This is a genomic window from Haloarcula litorea (assembly GCF_029338195.1).
Lineage (GTDB): Archaea > Halobacteriota > Halobacteria > Halobacteriales > Haloarculaceae > Haloarcula > Haloarcula litorea.
This window is the reverse complement of the sequence record NZ_CP119779.1, coordinates 1,781,399-1,797,882: the sequence shown is the minus strand read 5'-3', so window position 1 is coordinate 1,797,882 and position 16,484 is coordinate 1,781,399. Positions and strand designations below refer to the sequence as shown.

General features: G+C 69.2%; 21 protein-coding genes and 1 tRNA gene. 9 read left to right on the top strand and 13 right to left on the bottom strand.

Annotated elements, in window-relative coordinates; translation table 11 throughout:
- Positions 1 to 2: 2 nt before the first annotated feature.
- Positions 3 to 572 (bottom strand): hypothetical protein, encoded by a 570-nt coding sequence (locus tag P0592_RS09660; RefSeq protein ID WP_276270674.1) that lies wholly within the window; start codon positions 570 to 572, stop codon positions 3 to 5.
- 150 nt (positions 573 to 722) lie between these two features.
- On the opposite strand from P0592_RS09660, the gene P0592_RS09655 reads away from it, so the two are divergent.
- The 5 genes from P0592_RS09655 (at position 723) to P0592_RS09635 (ending at position 3,632) form a co-directional block, all read left to right on the top strand.
- Positions 723 to 1,556: an aldo/keto reductase gene (locus tag P0592_RS09655; RefSeq protein WP_276270673.1), complete on the top strand. Its 834-nt coding sequence runs from the start codon at positions 723 to 725 to the stop codon at positions 1,554 to 1,556.
- A 1-nt stretch (position 1,557) separates the two neighbouring features.
- Positions 1,558 to 1,743 (top strand): hypothetical protein, encoded by a 186-nt coding sequence (locus tag P0592_RS09650; RefSeq protein ID WP_276270672.1) that lies wholly within the window; start codon positions 1,558 to 1,560, stop codon positions 1,741 to 1,743.
- A gap of 75 nt (positions 1,744 to 1,818) precedes the next feature.
- On the top strand, positions 1,819 to 1,956 hold the full coding sequence (locus tag P0592_RS09645; protein WP_276270671.1) for a hypothetical protein: 138 nt from the start codon (positions 1,819 to 1,821) through the stop codon (positions 1,954 to 1,956).
- Positions 1,957 to 2,188: 232 nt separating this feature from the next.
- On the top strand, positions 2,189 to 2,392 hold the full coding sequence (locus P0592_RS09640) for a hypothetical protein (protein WP_276270670.1): 204 nt from the start codon (positions 2,189 to 2,191) through the stop codon (positions 2,390 to 2,392).
- A gap of 571 nt (positions 2,393 to 2,963) precedes the next feature.
- Positions 2,964 to 3,632 (top strand): helix-turn-helix domain-containing protein, encoded by a 669-nt coding sequence (locus P0592_RS09635; RefSeq protein ID WP_276270669.1) that lies wholly within the window; start codon positions 2,964 to 2,966, stop codon positions 3,630 to 3,632.
- A 292-nt stretch (positions 3,633 to 3,924) separates the two neighbouring features.
- On the opposite strand, the gene P0592_RS09630 is transcribed toward P0592_RS09635, so the two are convergent.
- From P0592_RS09630 to P0592_RS09600, 7 genes are all read right to left on the bottom strand, one after another.
- Positions 3,925 to 3,996 (bottom strand) — tRNA-Ala (locus P0592_RS09630).
- A 198-nt stretch (positions 3,997 to 4,194) separates the two neighbouring features.
- The gene (gene rpsJ, locus P0592_RS09625) at positions 4,195 to 4,506 is read right to left on the bottom strand and encodes a 30S ribosomal protein S10 (RefSeq protein WP_276270668.1); all 312 of its coding nucleotides are present in this window, start codon (positions 4,504 to 4,506) and stop codon (positions 4,195 to 4,197) included.
- A 3-nt stretch (positions 4,507 to 4,509) separates the two neighbouring features.
- Entirely contained in the window at positions 4,510 to 5,775 is a 1,266-nt protein-coding gene (tuf, locus tag P0592_RS09620; RefSeq protein WP_276270667.1) for a translation elongation factor EF-1 subunit alpha, read from the bottom strand.
- Between the two features lie 159 nt (positions 5,776 to 5,934).
- Entirely contained in the window at positions 5,935 to 6,888 is a 954-nt protein-coding gene (locus P0592_RS09615) for a homoserine dehydrogenase (RefSeq protein ID WP_276270666.1), read from the bottom strand.
- The gene (locus tag P0592_RS09610) at positions 6,885 to 7,418 is read right to left on the bottom strand and encodes an amino acid-binding protein (RefSeq protein WP_276270665.1); all 534 of its coding nucleotides are present in this window, start codon (positions 7,416 to 7,418) and stop codon (positions 6,885 to 6,887) included. The genes P0592_RS09615 and P0592_RS09610 overlap by 4 nt, the downstream gene beginning before the upstream one ends.
- Positions 7,419 to 7,581: 163 nt before the next feature.
- Complete coding sequence (locus P0592_RS09605; protein ID WP_276270664.1) at positions 7,582 to 7,803, bottom strand: hypothetical protein; 222 nt, start codon at positions 7,801 to 7,803, stop codon at positions 7,582 to 7,584.
- 80 nt (positions 7,804 to 7,883) lie between these two features.
- On the bottom strand, positions 7,884 to 10,070 hold the full coding sequence (locus tag P0592_RS09600; RefSeq protein WP_276270663.1) for an elongation factor EF-2: 2,187 nt from the start codon (positions 10,068 to 10,070) through the stop codon (positions 7,884 to 7,886).
- 220 nt (positions 10,071 to 10,290) lie between these two features.
- Between P0592_RS09600 and P0592_RS09595 the strand changes: the two genes are divergently transcribed.
- Genes P0592_RS09595 through P0592_RS09580 form a run of 4 tightly spaced genes read left to right on the top strand, consistent with a single transcriptional unit; the run spans position 10,291 to position 13,177 of the window.
- Positions 10,291 to 11,748, top strand: a complete 1,458-nt coding sequence (locus P0592_RS09595) for a spondin domain-containing protein (RefSeq protein WP_276270662.1) — start codon at positions 10,291 to 10,293, stop codon at positions 11,746 to 11,748.
- 55 nt (positions 11,749 to 11,803) lie between these two features.
- Positions 11,804 to 12,079: a winged helix-turn-helix domain-containing protein gene (locus P0592_RS09590; protein WP_276270661.1), complete on the top strand. Its 276-nt coding sequence runs from the start codon at positions 11,804 to 11,806 to the stop codon at positions 12,077 to 12,079.
- Between the two features lies 1 nt (position 12,080).
- Entirely contained in the window at positions 12,081 to 12,380 is a 300-nt protein-coding gene (locus P0592_RS09585) for a DUF8036 family membrane protein (RefSeq protein ID WP_276270660.1), read from the top strand.
- A 44-nt stretch (positions 12,381 to 12,424) separates the two neighbouring features.
- Positions 12,425 to 13,177 carry a DUF5781 family protein gene (locus P0592_RS09580; RefSeq protein ID WP_276270659.1) on the top strand — a complete coding sequence of 251 codons (753 nt, stop codon included), beginning with the start codon at positions 12,425 to 12,427 and terminating at the stop codon, positions 13,175 to 13,177.
- Here the strand turns inward: P0592_RS09580 and P0592_RS09575 are convergent.
- The 5 genes from P0592_RS09575 to P0592_RS09555 are packed head-to-tail and all read right to left on the bottom strand — an operon-like array spanning position 13,174 to position 16,474.
- Complete coding sequence (locus tag P0592_RS09575) at positions 13,174 to 13,878, bottom strand: energy-coupling factor transporter transmembrane component T family protein (protein ID WP_276270658.1); 705 nt, start codon at positions 13,876 to 13,878, stop codon at positions 13,174 to 13,176. The genes P0592_RS09580 and P0592_RS09575 overlap by 4 nt on opposite strands.
- Entirely contained in the window at positions 13,872 to 14,576 is a 705-nt protein-coding gene (locus tag P0592_RS09570; RefSeq protein WP_276270657.1) for an energy-coupling factor ABC transporter ATP-binding protein, read from the bottom strand. The genes P0592_RS09575 and P0592_RS09570 overlap by 7 nt, the downstream gene beginning before the upstream one ends.
- Entirely contained in the window at positions 14,573 to 15,157 is a 585-nt protein-coding gene (locus P0592_RS09565) for a biotin transporter BioY (RefSeq protein ID WP_276270656.1), read from the bottom strand. The genes P0592_RS09570 and P0592_RS09565 overlap by 4 nt, the downstream gene beginning before the upstream one ends.
- A 46-nt stretch (positions 15,158 to 15,203) precedes the next feature.
- A complete protein-coding gene (locus P0592_RS09560; RefSeq protein WP_276270655.1) occupies positions 15,204 to 16,280 on the bottom strand; it encodes a DUF7972 family membrane protein in 1,077 nt (358 codons plus the stop codon).
- Entirely contained in the window at positions 16,277 to 16,474 is a 198-nt protein-coding gene (locus P0592_RS09555) for a Sp36 family protein (RefSeq protein ID WP_276270654.1), read from the bottom strand. The genes P0592_RS09560 and P0592_RS09555 overlap by 4 nt, the downstream gene beginning before the upstream one ends.
- Positions 16,475 to 16,484 lie beyond the last annotated feature (10 nt).

Genomic DNA, 16,484 nt, shown 5'->3' with positions numbered 1-16,484 from the left:
ACTCAGCCCTCGCCGTCGGTCGCGGCCCCGCCGTCACCGGCCTCGCTCGACGTCCCGGCGGTCCCGCCGCCGGGACGCGCCCCGCTCGCGCCGGCGCTCGCAGCGCCGCCGCTCCCGGACTCGTCGCTGTAGTAGCTCCCGACGAGGCGGTCGTCGTGGGTGACGACGAGCGTGAAGTCCTCGGGCGTCGAGACGTTCAGCGTGGCGTTGTACCGCAGCCGGGCGTCACAGTCGACGTCGGCAACGCCGGGATCGCGGTCGACGTCGAGGACGAACCGGGCGGGACCGAACTGCCGGAGCGACACCGCGACGGTCGTGTCGTGGCTGTCGACCGCGATCGTGTCGTTCCACGAGAGCAGGCGGCCGCCGTCGACCGGGCGGCTGACGGTCGACTGGCCGATCTCGGACCGGTTCGCACAGCGCGGCCCGAACGTCTCGACCGAGCGCAGCGACGTCTGTTCGAAGGCCGGTTCCTCGGTGGCGAAGGGAAGCTCCGTCGTCGCCCCCACGGCGGTCGCGGTACCGCCGAGCACGACGAGGAGCCCGAGTCCGACGGCGAGTCGGGCGTCCATAGCGTCGGCTACCGGTCCCCGGACAAAAGCCGCGGCGGAGGCTACAACCCGACTTTGAGCGTCGCCGGACCGCCGGCGGCGGGACGCGAGCGGACCCCGATCGGCGGTGCCGGCCAAACCGTTTTTGCCGCGGCGGGCCTGCGGTCGCCTATGTCCGTCCCCACGACGACGCTGCCCGGCGGCGACGAGCTCCCGATGGTCGGTCTCGGAACGTGGAACCTCGACGACCCCGGCGAGAGCGTCCGGGCCGGCCTCGACGCCGGCTACGGCCACGTCGACACCGCCGAGGGGTACCGCAACGAGGCCGCCATCGGCGAGGCGCTGGCCGACTACGACCGCGAGGACGTGTTCCTCACCTCGAAGGTGCTCCCGAAGCACCTCGACTACGAGTCGGTGATCGAGTCCTGCGAGGCGTCGCTGGACCGGCTCGGCACCGACTACCTGGACCTCTATCTCGTCCACTGGCCCAACCCCGCGATCTCCCTGCGGGAGACGATGGACGCGATGGCCCACCTCCGCGACGAGGGACTGGTCCGCAACGTCGGCGTCTCGAACTTCAGCGCCTACCAGCTCAGCTGTGCCCGCCACGTCAGCGACGTCCCCATCGCCGTCAACCAGATCGAGTACCACCCCTGGAACACCCAGGACGAGGTGGTCGACTACTGCCGCGAGACCGACACCGTCGTCGAGGCCGCCGCGCCGCTGGGCCGGACCGAGGTGTTCGAGGACGAGACCGTCCGGGCCGTCGCCGACGAGTACGCCCGCTCGCCCGCTCAGATCGTCCTCAAGTGGGCCGTCGAGAACGGCGTCGTCCCGCTGCCCAAGTCCACCTCGCCCGAGCACGTCCGCGCCAACTGCGACCTGTTCGGCTGGGAGCTGGCCGCGGAAGACAGACGGCGCATCGACGACATCGACCGCCACCAGCCCGTCTACGACCACCCGGCGCGGGACTGGACCGGCGACACGTACGGCATCGCCGAGTGAGATGGGGCGTCTGCCCGCGCCGACTCGGACCGAGGCCGCCGCCCTCGGGACCGCGGTGCTCGCCCTGTTCGTCGGGTACGTCCTCGTCCCCGACCGCACCGTCCAGTACGGCGCGTGGCTGGTCGTCTTCTGCGTCTGGATGGCGTGGTTCGTCGCCGCCGGCGCACGACTACTCTACGACGAGTGAATCGCCCGACACGAAGCGTTTACTCGGTTCCGTGTCAGCGAGATTTTATGTACTGCCGGCCGTTATCCACACCCGATGCCTCGCATCGAAGTCTCGGAGAACCTGTACCGCCAACTCGAGCAGGAAGCCGACGGCGACGAGATCGACGACACGATCTGGAAGATGGTGGGAACCTACCGACGGAAGCACAACCCCGAGTCGGACCGACGATAACCCCGCAACGGTCGTTTCTTCGCCAGCGAGTACGGGAGCCAGCAGTCACTGACTCGCTCGCAGCCACGTGCCGCTGCCGAGCGGCGCGGGTCACTGCCGACCCGACGGTCGAACCCCCGTCGTGCCCACGATTCACCGTCGACGGACGAGGAGCGTGACGCTCGCAACCGCCGAGAGACCGACGACCACGGCGAGGCCGGAGCGTCCCAGCGGCCCGCCGAGGTAGGTCGCCGTGTTCGACCGCGTCCCGCAGGAAGTCCGCCGACGACTGTCGGAAGCAGTCCGGTCGGCGCGGAGCGTCGTCGACGTGGTGACCGTCAGCGTCCCCAGCCGTGCGAACCGGGTCCCAACACCGCTCGCACAGATCGGTCGGGACCGGCTGGAGCGTGTCGGCCTCGCGGCCCTCTCGGGAGCGCTGCTCGTGCTTCGGTGTTGAATGGTCTCAGAGCGATACGCACACGACTAGCGCGATGGGACGGGACGAGAAACGGCGGCAACCACACCGACCCCGCCCAGAGTTTCCGGACGCCATATAAACCGGTTATACGGTTAAGCCAGGAGCCGATACTGCCACGGGTCCTCCGTTCGACTGTATGCCACAGCGAGACCGTTCCGACGAGCAGACCAGTACGACTCACTCGAAGTTTTACCTGCCGGCAGGGTCCGACCCCTCGTCCCTGACCAGTCGGCTGGAGGGGGTCTGGACGACGCTGTTCAGTCACGGCATCAACACGTCGAGATAGCTTCGGACGGCGACACCGAGACAGTCGTTTCGATCGGGTCGCGGCGGTTCCGCGTGTCTCGCCAGGTCCGACCCGCACGTGTGAGAAGTGAGTACTTGGGTGACGTCGGCGTGTTCGGAGCCCCCGACGACCGAGTACTGTATCCCACCACGCGACCAGTGTCAGAGTGGTGGTCCCGAGTGGTGTCACGGACCCCCGGTCGAGCAGCCCGAACACCACTCGGTGCGAGCGTCGCGACGACGCAGGCCACCGGACAGCCAGACAATGAGCGATATTAAAGCCACCGTACGGGTCAGACATCCCGACATCGTCCTCACGGAGACGGTCGCCCACGACGGAAGTTCGACGGTCAGGTCGGTGTCGGAGGCGGGTACTGACCCGACCTCGGGGAAGTTCTTCTATCACATAGCGTCGGCTGACTTCCGCCGGTTCGAGGAGGGGCTGCGGCGCGACGACACCGTCGGCGAGTTCGAGCGAGTGATCGAGACCGGAGACGGAGAGGCGATCTACAGCTTCGAGTACACGGAGCAGGCGAAGGTCCTCTCGCCGGTCGTCTCGACCGCGAACGGCGTCGTCCTCGATATGGAGAACGAGGGAGACGCGTGGATCCTGACCGTCTGGATGTCCGAGCGAGCGGGGCTGGCGAATCTGTGGGACCACGCACGACAGCACGGGATCGAGATCGACCTACTTCGGGTGAACGAGTACGCCAGTTTGGGCGACACGGACGCCGGGTTGACCGACAGCCAGCGGGAGGCGCTCCTCGTCGCAGTCGAGAGGGGCTACTTCGAAGAGCCGCGGAACGCGACCCTCAGTGAAGTCGCCGCCGACCTGGGGATCTCCCAGCCTGCGGCCAGTGGGCTCCTTCGACGCGGGATCAAGCGACTCGTCGTCTCGTCCCTGACGGAGGACGGGGACGAACGGGCGGAGTGAGGTCCCGTGACGGTGCCAGAGATCGGCCGACGTACCCGTCACCGGGAGCGGCACTGTAGCACGGTCACCGAACGTCCGTCTGTGGCGTCTCAGAGGCTGTGATCTATCACCTGGCGGGTGCGCCGGCGCTCACCGAGGGACGAACACGACGGCCACTAGCTCGTCCTGGAGCTCTGAAGAAGTGGACAGTGGACGGGACAGTCAGAAGCTACTTCGCCGGGATTCCCGTGAGCGAAGCGAACGGGCAGTCGGCGAGGGAACGAACGTGGTCGCACACCGCGCGACCCGGGAGTGGACTCGCCGGGATTTGAACCCGGGGCCTCTTCCTTGCGAAGGAAGCGATCTGCCGCTGATCTACGAGCCCGCGTGCATCCCTCTCGAACGCGGGGTCGTAAAAACCCTGCGCGTGAGGGCGACCTCCGATAGCGATTCACACGATGTGTGGTGTGTGTCCCGGCGTGCGATTCGGGGCGGATCGGCAGCGACGACCCGAGGCGAGCGGTCGGTGCCGCTCGGTTCCGGACGGCGGGAGCGGCGGCCGTCGCGGAACTCGCGTGCCCGCTCAGTCCTCGAGGACGATCTCGATGGAGACGTCGTTGGGCACCTGGATGCGCATCAGCTGGCGCAGTGCCCGTTCGTCGGCGTCGATGTCGATGAGCCGCTTGTGGACCCGCATCTCCCAGTGTTCCCACGTCGCGGTCCCCTCACCGTCGGGGGACTTCCGCGTGGGGACCTCCAGCGTCTTCGTGGGGAGCGGGACCGGCCCCGAGAGCTCGACGCCGGTCTTCTCGGCGATCTCCCGCACGTCGGCGCAGATGTCGTCGAGGTCGTCGGGGCTCGTGCCCGCCAGCCGAACGCGTGCCTGCTGGGACATGTGTTATCGCTCGTCGACGCTGAGGACCTTGCCGGCGGCGATGGTCTGACCCATGTCGCGGATGGCGAACGAACCGAGCTCCGGGATCTCGGAGGACGGCTCGATGCTGAGCGGCTTCTGGGGTCGGACCGTGACGACGGCGGCGTCCCCGTTCTGGATGAAGTCGGGGTTCTCCTCGGCGACCTCGCCCGAGGACGGGTCGATCTTCTGGTCGAGGGACTCGACCGTACAGGCGACCTGTGCCGTGTGGGCGTGGAAGACCGGGGTGTACCCCTCCGTGATGACACTCGGGTGCTGCATCACGACGATCTGGGCCTGGAAGGTCTCGGCGACCGACGGCGGGTCCTCGGCCGGACCACAGACGTCGCCACGGCGGATGTCGTCCTTGCCGATGCCGCGGACGTTGAACCCGACGTTGTCACCGGGGGCGGCCTTGGGGACCTCCTCGTGGTGCATCTCGATGGTCTTGACCTCGCCACCGACGTCCGAGGGCTGGAACGAGACGTTGTCGCCCGTGTTCAGGGTGCCGGTCTCGACGCGGCCCACCGGGACGGTCCCGATGCCGGAGATCGTGTAGACGTCCTGGATCGGCAGGCGGAGCGGCGCGTCCGTCGGCGGCTCCGGAGCCGGCAGGTCGTTCAGGGCCTCGATGAGGATGTCGCCGTCGTACCAGGACGTGTTGTCCGAGCGCTCGGCGATGTTGTCACCCTCGAACGCGGAGACCGGGATGAACTTCGCGTTCTCCGTGTCGAAGCGGACCTGGTTGAGCAGGTCCTTGACCTCCTCGACGACCTGCTTGTACTCGGACTCGCCGTAGTCGACGAGGTCCATCTTGTTGACGCCGACGATGAGCTCGCCGATGCCCAGCGTGCGGGCCAGGAAGACGTGTTCCTGGGTCTGCGGCTGGACGCCGTCGTCCGCGGCGACGACGAGCACGGCGTTGTCGGCCTGGCTCGCGCCGGTGATCATGTTCTTCACGAAGTCGCGGTGACCAGGACAGTCGACGATGGTGAAGTCGTACTCGTCGGTACTGAACTCCTGGTGGGCGATGTCGATGGTGACACCGCGTTCCCGCTCCTCGGCGAGGTTGTCCATCACGTAGGCGAACTCGAAGCCGCCCTTGCCCTTCTCCTCGGCCTCTTCCTTGTGCTGTTCGATGACGTGCTCCGGTACCGATCCTGTCTCGTACAGGAGTCGGCCGACGAGCGTGCTCTTCCCGTGGTCAACGTGGCCGATGATGGCCAGGTTCTGATGTTGTTCGTCGCTCATTATTGTCTCACGCGCAGGGGCGCTATATCGGAGTCTTTGGCCGGTGTTTCATAAAACGATTTCGAAAGTCCTCGCCGGGCACACCGTCGCTGTCCGGCGATTTGGGACGCGGTGGCACGGGCCGGAACCACACCACGGCGGCGATCCGGGATCGCCGGCTTACAGTTCGGGCAGTCGACCCACGTCCGCGAGGACGGCACTGGCCGTCTCCGGGCCGCCCGCGCCGCGGCCCGAGATGTTGAGCCGGCCGGCGTGTTCGGTCTCCAGCTGGACGATGTTGCGGGTGCCCGTCGGCGCGAGCGGGGCGTTCTCGGGGACGAGCCGCGGCCCGACCCGGACCTCGCCGTCGGCCACCTCCGCGATGAGCCGGACCGTCCGCCCGTCCTCGGTGGCGAGCTCGATGGCGCTGCCCTCGATGTCCTGGATGCCCGCCACGTCGGCGTCGGCGAGCGTGTACTCGCGGCCCTCGCCGGCCAGGACGTTGGCGACGATGACACCCTTGAGCGCGGCGTCGGTGCCGTCGACGTCGAACGTTGGGTCGGCCTCCGCCACGCCCAGGTCCTGGGCCTCGGCGAGGACGTGTTCGTAGCCGAGCCCCTCGGCGGCCATCCGCGAGAGGATGAAGTTCGCGGTGCCGTTGAGCACGCCGCGGACGGCGGTGATGTGCTCGGGGTCGAAGTCGGCGATGGTCGACAGCACCGGCATCGCGCCGCCGACGGTCGCCTCGAACAGCACCGACCCCTCGCTCTCGGCCTCCAGGGCTCGCACGTCGGCGTACCGCTCGGCGACGGGCCCCTTGTTCGCGAGGACGACGTGGCTGTCCCGGGCCAGCGCGGCCTCGACGTGGCCGAAGCCGGGCTCGGCGTCGCCCAGCGTCGTCGGCGTCGCCTCGACGAGGGCGTCGTAGTCGGCGGTCACGGCCTCGTCGGGGTCGTCGTCGCCGACGATCCCGTCGCGTTCCTTGCGCGCCAGCGCGGCCTCGCGGTCGATCCCGCCGGGGTCGACGACGGCGCTGCGTGAGTCCGCGAACGCCGTCACGGTGTGACCGTAGTCGCCCGCGAGTTCGACGACCGACGAGCCGACCGCGCCGGCACCCAGCACGGCGAGTCTCATAGGTCACCCCCCGCGGCCAGGGGTTCGATGACGCGCAGGTCCTTGTCGTCTGCGATCCCCTGGATCGTGTGCATCACGCCCTCGGCGGCCCCCTGCTCGGTCGCCAGTCGGATGCGCGCGCTGGAGGCGTCCTCGGTCCCCTCGGGGGCCGACAGCGAGAGGTCCGTCACCGTCGCGTTCGTCGACTCCTGGATCCGGGAGAGAGTGTCCGAGAGGTCCGAGTCGATGAGGTGCCCGGAGATGACGACGGTCAGCGTCTCGGTGTAGCGCTCGGCACCCGCCTGGATGACGTTGATGCCGGCCGCTCGCAGCGCCTCGACGATGCCGTCGAACCGCTCGGGGGTCGCCTCGAGGTCGACCTCCACGGGGATGTGGCCGCGGGGCGTGACGTTCCCCCGCTCGTGGAAGATAGAGAGGAGGTTCCCGCCGTTGTCGGCGATGGGTTCGAGCGCCCGCAACAGCTCGCCCGGTTCGTCGACCAGTTCGAGCCGAACTGTGTAGGACCGAACCTCGTCGGTCGAGTCGCTCATCGCCCGCTCACCTCCTGTGGAGTACAACCGCTCATTACCGACCACCAGACGTGGGACGTATAAGAAACCGTCCGTTCGCGGCCCGGGCCTCGCACGGACTGTCCTGGACTGCTCCCGGGCAGCGCCGATCCCGGGTACCGGTCGATCGCTACAGCGAACCGTCTCAGGGCAGGTACCGGTCGTAGAGGTCGTCGATGAACTCGTTGTACCGCTCGCCGCGGGGCGATCCCCACGGGTTCCGGGAGAAGTAGTAGATGGCGGCGAACAGCGACGCGAGCCACACGGCGACGACCGGCGGGGCGACGAGCCCCCAGAGGACCGTCGACGTGCCCGCGATGAGCGCCGCGACGAGCAGGTCGACGAGCTGGTGGAGACGACGGGTCATGGCCCCGCTTGGCCACGCAGCGGCCTAAGCGTGTGGGCCCGAGCAGACGGGCGCGCGGCGCGACAGGAAAAGCGGGGTGGTTAGAAGTAGTCGATCGCTTCCGGCAGCTCGGTCTTCATCCCCTTGCGCTCGCGGATCTCGGTGATCTTCTCGGGCTGGAGGTTGTCGGCCATCACCTGGAAGCCGGCGTTCTCCGTGTTCCAGGAGGCGCGACCCTCGGTGGCGCTCCGGATGTCACTGGAGAAGCCGATCATCTCGTCGACCGGGGCGACGCCCTCGACGACCATCAGGTCGCCCTCCTGGTACATGTCGTCGACGCGGCCACGGCGACCCTGGATCTCGCCCGAGGCCGCACCCATGTGGTCGTTGGGCACGTCGATGCGGACCTCCTGGATCGGCTCCAGCAGCTTGATGTCGGCGTCGATGAGCGCGTTGTGGACGGCCTCGCGCACCGCGGGGATGACCTGTGCCGGCCCGCGGTGGATGGCGTCCTCGTGGAGGCGGGCGTCGTGGAGGCGGATCAGCGAGCCCTGGACCGGCTCGGCCGCCAGCGGCCCGTCGTCGAGGGCCTCCTCGAGCCCCTCGATGACCAGCTCCATCGTCTCGTTGAGGTGCTGGATCCCCTTCGTGTCGTCGATGAGGACGTTCGTCCCGTGGATGTGCTCGACGTTCTGGGACGTGTCCTTGTCCATCCCGGCCTCCTGGAGGGCCTCGCGGCGCTCCAGTTCGGGCATGTCCATCGACGCCTCGCCGAGCTTGATCGCCTCGACGATGTCCTCGCCGAGCGGTTCGATGGTGATGTAGAACCGGTTGTGGTTGTTCGGCGAGCGCCCCTCGATCTCGCGGGACTCGCTCTGGGGTGCCTCCCGGTAGACGACGATCGGTTCGCCGGTGTTGATCGGGATGCCCTGGTTGCGCTCGATGCGCTGGCCGATCACTTCGAGGTGGAGCTCGCCCTGCCCGGAGATGAGGTGCTCGCCGGTGTCCTCGTTGATCTCGACCTGGATGGTGGGGTCCTCCTTGGCGACCTGCTGGAGCGTCTCGATGAGCTTCGGCAGGTCGTCCATGTTCTGTGCCTCGACGGACTTCGTGATGACCGGCTCCGAGATGTGCTCGATGGACTCGAAGGGCGTCATCTCGACGCTGGAGACGGTCGAGCCGGCGATGGCGTCCTTGAGACCGGTCACGGCGGCGATGTTGCCGGCGGGGACGCGCTCGACCTCCTCGCGCTCGCCACCCATGTAGATGCCGACGCTCTGGATGCGGTTCTTGCCGGCGGTCCCGGAGACGTACAGCTCCTGGCCCTTCTCCAGCGTGCCGGAGAAGACGCGGCCCGCGGCGATCTCGCCGGCGTGGGGGTCGATCCCGATGTCGGTGACCATGAAGACGACCTCGCCGTCCTCGTCGACCAGTCGCATCCCCTCGGCCAGCTCGGACTCGTCGTCGCCGCGCCAGATGCGCGGGATACGACGGGGCTGGGCCTCGACGGGGTTGGGGAAGTGCTCACAGACCATGTCGAGCACGACGTCCGAGAGCGGCGTCCGCTCGTGGAGCTCCTGGCGCTTGTCGTTGCGTTCGAGCTCCATGATGTCGCCGAAGTCCATCCCCGTCCGCTGCATCGAGGGCATCGAGACGCCCCACTTGTACAGCGCCGAGCCGAAGCCGACGGTGCCGTCCTCGACGGAGACCGTCCAGTCCTCGACGTCGTCCATCTCCTCGGTCATCCCGCGGATGAGGTCGTTGACGTCCTGGATCACGGCCAGCAGGCGCTGTTGCATCTCCTCGGGTCCTTCCTGGAGCTCGGAGATGAGGCGGTCGACCTTGTTGATGAACAGCGTGGGCTTGACGCCCTCGCGCAGCGCCTGGCGCAGCACCGTCTCGGTCTGGGGCATCGCGCCCTCGACGGCGTCGACGACCACGAGCGCCCCGTCGACGGCCCGCATCGCGCGGGTCACGTCCCCGCCGAAGTCGACGTGGCCGGGGGTGTCGATGAGGTTGATGAGGTGGTTCTGGTCCTCGTACTCGTGGGTCATCGAGACGTTCGCGGCGTCGATGGTGATCCCGCGTTCCTGCTCGTCTTCCTCCGTGTCCATCGCGAGCTGCTCGCCGGCGGTGTCGTCGGAGATCATGCCCGCACCGGCCAGGAGGTTGTCCGTCAGGGTCGTCTTGCCGTGGTCGACGTGAGCGGCGATGGCGATGTTCCGGATGTGCTCCGGGTCGTCCATCAGTGTCTCACACTCTTGTACGATCTTTTTGCGTCGGCCCATTATACAGAGACGTATCGACAGCAGGGTCAAAAGGATAGTGTTTCCCGACGGCGACGGGGCCGCGAGCGGCTGGAACCCGTGTGAGGGCGGGCCACGGGAGAGCGACGCGAGACCGGTCGAAGTTTGGACGGAGACGGACCACACTCCGACGCAACGCCGGGTGAACGCCGGCCGGTTGTTGAAAAACCTACTTTTCTGCCGCCGGTCAGGCACCGTCCGTATGTCAGACCGACGAACGAGGCGGCAGTTCCTGACCGGTGCCGGAAGCGTCGCAGTCGCGTCGCTGGCGGGCTGTGGCGGCAGCGACGGCGGCAGCGGCGGCGGAACCGACACCACCGAGAGCGAGATGACGGGATCGATGACCGAGACGCCCACCGACGAGTCGATGACCGAAGCGACGATGGGCCAGACCACCTTCGAGGTGGTCGTCGAGAACGTCTCCGACGGGGAGACACTCTCGACGTCGATGGGATCGGTGGCGGTCCCGCTCTCGCCCGGCGCGTACGCGGTCCACACGGCCGACGTGTCGCTGTTCACGCCGATGGAGCCCGCCAGCGACGGCCTCGAGGCCGTCGCAGAGGACGGGACGCCCACGGAGCTCGCTCAGTCGCTGGGCGGGATGGACCCCGTGCTCGACGGTGGCGCGTTCACCACGCCCGACGGTGCCGACGGCCCCGCCCCGCTGACGCCCGGAGACAGCTACTCGTTCGAGGTGACTGCGGGCCCCGACGCGGACGCCCGCCTCTCGCTGGCGACGATGTTCGTCCAGTCCAACGACCTCTTCTACGCGCCCCCGTCCGACGGGATTCCCCTGTTCGACGACGGCGACCCCGTCGACCGCGACGTGACCGGCGACCTGCGGCTCTGGGACGCGGGCACCGAGGTCAACGAACCCCCGGGCGAGGGACCGAACCAGGCTCCCCGCCAGTCCGGCCCCGACACCGGCACCCCGGAGGGGGTCGTCCGCGAAGTGACCGACGGCTACGACTACCCCGACACCGCGGACGTCGTCTCGCTCTCGCTGTCGGTGGTCGAGCGCGGGATGGAGGCCGTGACCTTCGCCGCGACGGTCGAGAACGCCTCCGACGGGGAGACCCTCTCGACGTCGATGGGGTCGACGGCGGTTCCGCTGTCGCCCGGCGCGTACGCGGTCCACACGCCGGACGTGTCGCTTTTCACCGCCGGGGAACCGGCCAGCGATGGGCTGGAAGACATCGCCGAGGACGGGACGCCGACGGCGCTCGCTCGGTCGCTGGGCGGGATGGACCCCGTGCTCGACGGTGGCGCGTTCACCACGCCGCAGATGGCCGACGGACCGGCCCCCATCGGCCCGGGCGACCGCTACCGGTTCGAGTTCACCGCCGACCGGGACGCGGACGCCCGCCTCTCGCTGGCGACGATGTTCGTCCAGTCCAACGACCTCTTCTACGCGCCCCCGTCCGACGGGATTCCCCTGTTCGACGACGGCGATCCCGTCGAGGGCGAGCTGACGGACGCGCTCCGCCTCTGGGACGCGGGCACCGAGGTCAACGAGCCCCCCGGCGAGGGGCCGAACCAGGCCCCCCGCCAGTCCGGTCCCGACACCGGCACCCCGGAGGGGGTCGTCCGCGAAGTGACCGACGGCTACGACTACCCCGACACCGACGAGGTGATCGCGGTGTCGGTCACGCCCCGGTAACCGGCGCGCACGGTAGCGGAACGTCTTTCACGGGGCCGCGAGCAGGGGGACACGGATGGAGAAGGCCCTCTGGTACCTGTTCGCCGGTAGCCGCGGCGGGACCAACCGGGTACGCATCGTTCGCGACCTGGCGGACAGACCACGGAACGCGAACGAGCTCGCGGAGCGGCTGGACCTCGACTACAACACCATCACCCACCACCTCGATATGTTACAGGAGCACGACGTCGTCGAACCCGGCGGGAACGACTACGGACGGCTGTACTTCTTGACCGACCGGTTCGAGCGCCACTGGGAGACGTTCGAGGAGATCAGCGAGGAGGTGGACTGAGATGGCGATGGGACCCCTCGCCGTCGCCGGGACCGCGCTCGCGGTAGTCAACAGCGTCCTGCTGCTCGTGGTCGGCGGGGTCTGGCTGCGGAACTACCGGCAGTTCCGCTCGAACATGGTGCTCGGCCTGGTGGCGTTCAGCGCCGTCCTCCTGCTCGAGAACCTGGTCGCGGTGTACTTCTTCTTCGACAGTATGACGATGCTGTACGCCGCGGACCCGCTGGTCGGACAGGTGGTGCTGGTGATGCGGACGCTGCAGTTCCTCGCCATCACCTTCCTGGCGTACGTGACGCTGCAGTGACCGGCACAAGAGTATTACGCGCCAACCGCGTGGTACGGACACACATGGACGTTGGTGTCGACGGTCCGGGGCCGGCGGAACCGTTTCTCGGCGCACGGGACGTCTTCGAGACGGAGTACGACCTCGACCGCCCCGTCGAGGTCCGGATACGGGCGGACCCCGACGAGCGGACCCGCGTCAGCCACGACGACGACGGGCACCGGCTGACGATCTCGCGGCAGGCCGCCACTTCCGCGATGGCCCGCGAACTCGCTCTCCACGAGTACGCGCACATGCACCACCACGAGCGCGGGCACCCCTCGCACACGCAGTCGACGGAAGAGGCGATCTACCTCGCGCTCGCGGGCCGGTCGGTCGAGCGCCGGAAGCTCACCCACTGCTACCAGATCGCGAACCACATGAAAGACGTCTACGCGGACGACGTGTGGATGGCGCTGGCCCCGGGTGACAAGCTCGTCGCCTTCCTGGAGGCGAGCCTTGCGGCGGCGGTCGCCGACCACCCGACCGAGACGCCGGGCTGGGAGCGGCTGACGCCGGCGTCGGACCCCGACATCACCGCGGTCAACGCCGCCTTCGCGCTGGCGCTGTGTGAGCGCCACGACCTCGTGACCCCCGACCACCGGCTGTACGACCTCGCACACGTCGCCGCCCACGACGCCGCCGACGTCGACCTCGCGGAGTTCAAGCGCCACTTCGAGTCGCTCGCGCCGGACCCCGACGAGTCGGAGTTCCGGAAGGCGCTGGTCGACGTGACGCGGGCCTACGCCAGCGGCGGCCGCTCGTCGGCCGCGGACTAGAGCAGCGGCGACAGCGTCAGCGCGACGCCGACGGCCAGCACCGGGTAGTCGCGACGCGCGAACGACAGCGGGGGCAGCGTCGGGTTCCACGCGAAACAGCGCGCCCGGAGCGCGACCGCGAGCCGGTCCGAGCGGTCGAGCGCCCGCGCCAGCGACCGCACCGTGAGCAGCCGCGCCCGGGTCCGGGCCGGGCGACGCTCGCCGCCCCTGGCTCGGATCGCGTCGCGGACCTCCCGCACGTCCTCGAGGACCACCGGGAACAGCCGGACCACCAGGGCCATCCCGACCCCGAGCAGCTGCCCGGGCTTGCCCGGCACCGTCCGCTGGACGGCCGCCCGCGTCTCCCGGACCGGCGTGCTGGTGAGGTAGGCGGCGCTGACGAGCAAGACGGGGACGACACGGGCCGACAGCCGCGCCGAGCGGACGGCGGGCTCGACCCGGAACCACGGCGGGCCGAGCGCGCCCCCCGCCACCAGCGGCGCGAGCGCGAGCACGCCCAGTACCACGCGGTACGATCGCAGGACTGCGAGCGGCGACAGCCGGGCCGTCCCGACCGCGAGCAGCCCGACCGCCGTCGCGCCGGCGAGCCCGGCCCAGGAGGAGTAGCCGACCACGGCGACGGCCAGCCCGAACTGGACCAGGAGCTTCGAGCGCGGGTCCAGCCGGTGGGCGAGCGTGTCGCCGGGCCGGTAGCTCAGCATCGCGGGTCCCGCACGCCGAGGGCGGCCACGTCGTCCAGCACCGCCGGCGGGTCGCCGTCGACCGCCACCCGCCCGTCTCGCAGGCCGACGACGCGGTCGGCCCGCTCGTGGAGGTCCCGCAGGTCGTGGGTGACGACGACCACGCCCGTCCCGTCGGCGTGCAGGTCGTCGAGGTGTGCGAGGACCCGCTGCCGGGCCGGCCAGTCCAGGCCGGCCAGCGGTTCGTCCAGCACCAGGTGGTCCGGTTCCATCGCCAGCGCGCCGGCGATCGCCGCCCGTGCCTGCTCGCCGCCCGAGAGGGCCGTCAGCCGCTCGTCCGCCCGGCCGTCCAGCCCGACCGCCGACAGCGCCGCCTCGACCCGGCGGTCGATCTCGTCACGGTCCAGCCCGAGGTTCTCGGGGCCGAAGGCCACGTCCGCGCCGACGGTCTCGGCGACGAACTGGTCGCGGGGGTGCTGGAACACCATCCCGACGCTGGTCCGGGCGGCGACCGGCGACTCGCTGACGTCCGTCCCGTCGACGGTGACGGTCCCCTCGTCGGGGGTCAGCAGGCCGTTGAACTGCCGGACGAGCGTCGTCTTGCCGCTGCCGTTGGGGCCGACCAGGAGGCAGAACTCGCCGTCGGGGAGCGACAGCGAGAGCCCGTCGAGGACCCGCTCGCCGTCGTAGCGGAAGACGAGGTCCGCGGCGGCGATCATCCCCGGACGAGGTGGCCGCCCTCGACGATCGCGACCGCGACGCCGAGTTTCAGGAGGTCGAGCGGCACGTACGGTGCCATCACCGCGGCGGCCCGCGGGAGCGGCAGTCCCGTGACGGCCGAGAGCCACGGGACGCCGATCGCGTAGACGACGACCACCGCGGCGAACAGCCCCGCGATCTGGACCGGGACCGACGCGTCGCCGAGGTCGCGCGGTTCGACCCCCCTGTGGACGACCGCGCCCGAGACGACCGCCCCGACGAGGAAGCCGATCAGGAACCCGCCGGTCCCCTGCCCGACGAGGACGTACCCCGGCCCGGCGTTCCCGTTCGAGAACACCGGCGCGCCGGCGACGCCGACGAGGACGTACAGCGCCAGCGCCAGCCCGCCCCACAGGGGACCCAACAGGAGGCCGGCGAAGAACATCCCGAACGGTTGCAGGGAGAACGGCGGCAGCGTCCCCGGCAGCGGGATCGACACCTGTGCGAGCGCGGCCGTCAGCGCCGCGATCAGGACCGCACGCGCGAAGTACCCGGCCGTCTCGTCGCCGACCAAGTCGACGGACTCGTGTTGCTGTGACATACCGTCACCTCCCGCGTCAACCGGAATATAACCGACGGTTCACGCGCTACCGCTGGGAGTCCCTGAGGATGAGCGGGCCGATCGCCAGCGTCCGCTTGGCGATGGTGGCGATGCGGGCGATGTACGACACCAGCAACAGGAACGGCACCAGCGTCACCGTGAACGCCGCCCCGACCACCCAGAGGACGTTCGAGACGCCGGCCGTCGTCCCCGGGATCGGACCGCTCCCGAAGAACCCGATCATCGAACCCGCGACCAGCAGGCCGGGCAGCGCCGCGTAGAGGATGAGCTGCGAGAGGTCGATCAGCGCCCACTGGAAGTACAGCGTCTTGATGTGTTCCCGGGCCGGGCCGAACATCGACAGCGTCGTCTTCAGTTCGCCCAGCAGGGTCTCGGTCTCGTCGTCGATGGCGTCGGCGTAGTCGTGACCGATCCGTTCGACCTGGAAGATCTTCCAGCCGTAGTTGAAGTTCAACGCGGCGAAGAGCACGTCGAAGGAGCCGAAGGCCTCCCCCTCCAGCTGGTCGGTCACCTCGTCGGCGTTGCCGGTGAGGCTGTCGGTGAACTCGTCGACCTCCTCGCGGAGGTCGTCGTCGTCGTGTTCGGAGACCGAGTCCCGCAGCGCCTTCGCCCGGCGCTGGCTCTCCGCGACGATCTTCCGGAGGAACGCCGAGGGATCGACCGGCGTCGGCTCGTCGTAGAGGTCCCCGACGTAGTCCCTGAAGTCGAGGGTGTTGCTCATCCGCTCGTGCTGGTCGCCAAGCGGCCCGTTCTCCTGTGAGATCACCAGTTGGCTGATGGTGACGATCAGGGTGGTGCCGGTGATGATGGCCCCCAGCATCGTCGAGAAGATCGTCGACTTCGTGTCGCCGCTGTTGAGGTTCGCGCTCACCTCCGGGAAGAGGACCGCCCCCCCGAGGACGAACGCCCCGAACACCAGTACCGCCAGCGCGCCCGTGATGACCAGCCGGTCGGCGCTGAGCATCACCCAGAGCTTCAGCCGGCTCTCGCCGGCCCGCTCGCGCATCGTGTTGGCGGTGCTGATGTCGGTGTCCCCGCTGGTCTCGATCTCCGTGTCGGACTCGGCGTCGGCGTCGACCTCGCTGTTCGCGCCGGCGCTCATCCCTCGTCCTCCGCGGGCCGCCTGAACACGAGGAACTTCGTCCCGCCGCCGACGTAGTCGACGGTGTCGACCAGCTCCCACCCCTCGCTCCCGAGCTCGTTCAGTTCCTCCGCCGGGTCGACCGGCTCCTTCTTCGTCGAGCCACGCACCGGTCGCAGCGTCTCGTACTCCCAGGTGGTTCGCTCGTCGGTCATACCGACTCCA

Bases quoted from the DNA above. Each gene is read 5' to 3' on its own strand.
- P0592_RS09565 (WP_276270656.1), bottom strand. From the start codon at position 15,157: ATGTCACAGCAACACGAGTCCGTCGACTTGGTCGGCGACGAGACGGCC.
- P0592_RS09555 (WP_276270654.1), bottom strand. From the start codon at position 16,474: ATGACCGACGAGCGAACCACCTGGGAGTACGAGACGCTGCGACCGGTG.
- P0592_RS09580 (WP_276270659.1), top strand. From the start codon at position 12,425: ATGGACGTTGGTGTCGACGGTCCGGGGCCGGCGGAACCGTTTCTCGGC.
- P0592_RS09575 (WP_276270658.1), bottom strand. From the start codon at position 13,878: ATGCTGAGCTACCGGCCCGGCGACACGCTCGCCCACCGGCTGGACCCG.
- P0592_RS09605 (WP_276270664.1), bottom strand. From the start codon at position 7,803: ATGACCCGTCGTCTCCACCAGCTCGTCGACCTGCTCGTCGCGGCGCTC.
- P0592_RS09570 (WP_276270657.1), bottom strand. From the start codon at position 14,576: ATGATCGCCGCCGCGGACCTCGTCTTCCGCTACGACGGCGAGCGGGTC.
- P0592_RS09610 (WP_276270665.1), bottom strand. From the start codon at position 7,418: ATGAGCGACTCGACCGACGAGGTTCGGTCCTACACAGTTCGGCTCGAA.
- P0592_RS09660 (WP_276270674.1), bottom strand. From the start codon at position 572: ATGGACGCCCGACTCGCCGTCGGACTCGGGCTCCTCGTCGTGCTCGGC.
- P0592_RS09635 (WP_276270669.1), top strand. From the start codon at position 2,964: ATGAGCGATATTAAAGCCACCGTACGGGTCAGACATCCCGACATCGTC.
- P0592_RS09560 (WP_276270655.1), bottom strand. From the start codon at position 16,280: ATGAGCGCCGGCGCGAACAGCGAGGTCGACGCCGACGCCGAGTCCGAC.
- P0592_RS09615 (WP_276270666.1), bottom strand. From the start codon at position 6,888: ATGAGACTCGCCGTGCTGGGTGCCGGCGCGGTCGGCTCGTCGGTCGTC.
- P0592_RS09590 (WP_276270661.1), top strand. From the start codon at position 11,804: ATGGAGAAGGCCCTCTGGTACCTGTTCGCCGGTAGCCGCGGCGGGACC.
- P0592_RS09650 (WP_276270672.1), top strand. From the start codon at position 1,558: ATGGGGCGTCTGCCCGCGCCGACTCGGACCGAGGCCGCCGCCCTCGGG.
- P0592_RS09595 (WP_276270662.1), top strand. From the start codon at position 10,291: ATGTCAGACCGACGAACGAGGCGGCAGTTCCTGACCGGTGCCGGAAGC.
- rpsJ (WP_276270668.1), bottom strand. From the start codon at position 4,506: ATGTCCCAGCAGGCACGCGTTCGGCTGGCGGGCACGAGCCCCGACGAC.
- P0592_RS09645 (WP_276270671.1), top strand. From the start codon at position 1,819: ATGCCTCGCATCGAAGTCTCGGAGAACCTGTACCGCCAACTCGAGCAG.
- tuf (WP_276270667.1), bottom strand. From the start codon at position 5,775: ATGAGCGACGAACAACATCAGAACCTGGCCATCATCGGCCACGTTGAC.
- P0592_RS09585 (WP_276270660.1), top strand. From the start codon at position 12,081: ATGGCGATGGGACCCCTCGCCGTCGCCGGGACCGCGCTCGCGGTAGTC.
- P0592_RS09600 (WP_276270663.1), bottom strand. From the start codon at position 10,070: ATGGGCCGACGCAAAAAGATCGTACAAGAGTGTGAGACACTGATGGAC.
- P0592_RS09655 (WP_276270673.1), top strand. From the start codon at position 723: ATGTCCGTCCCCACGACGACGCTGCCCGGCGGCGACGAGCTCCCGATG.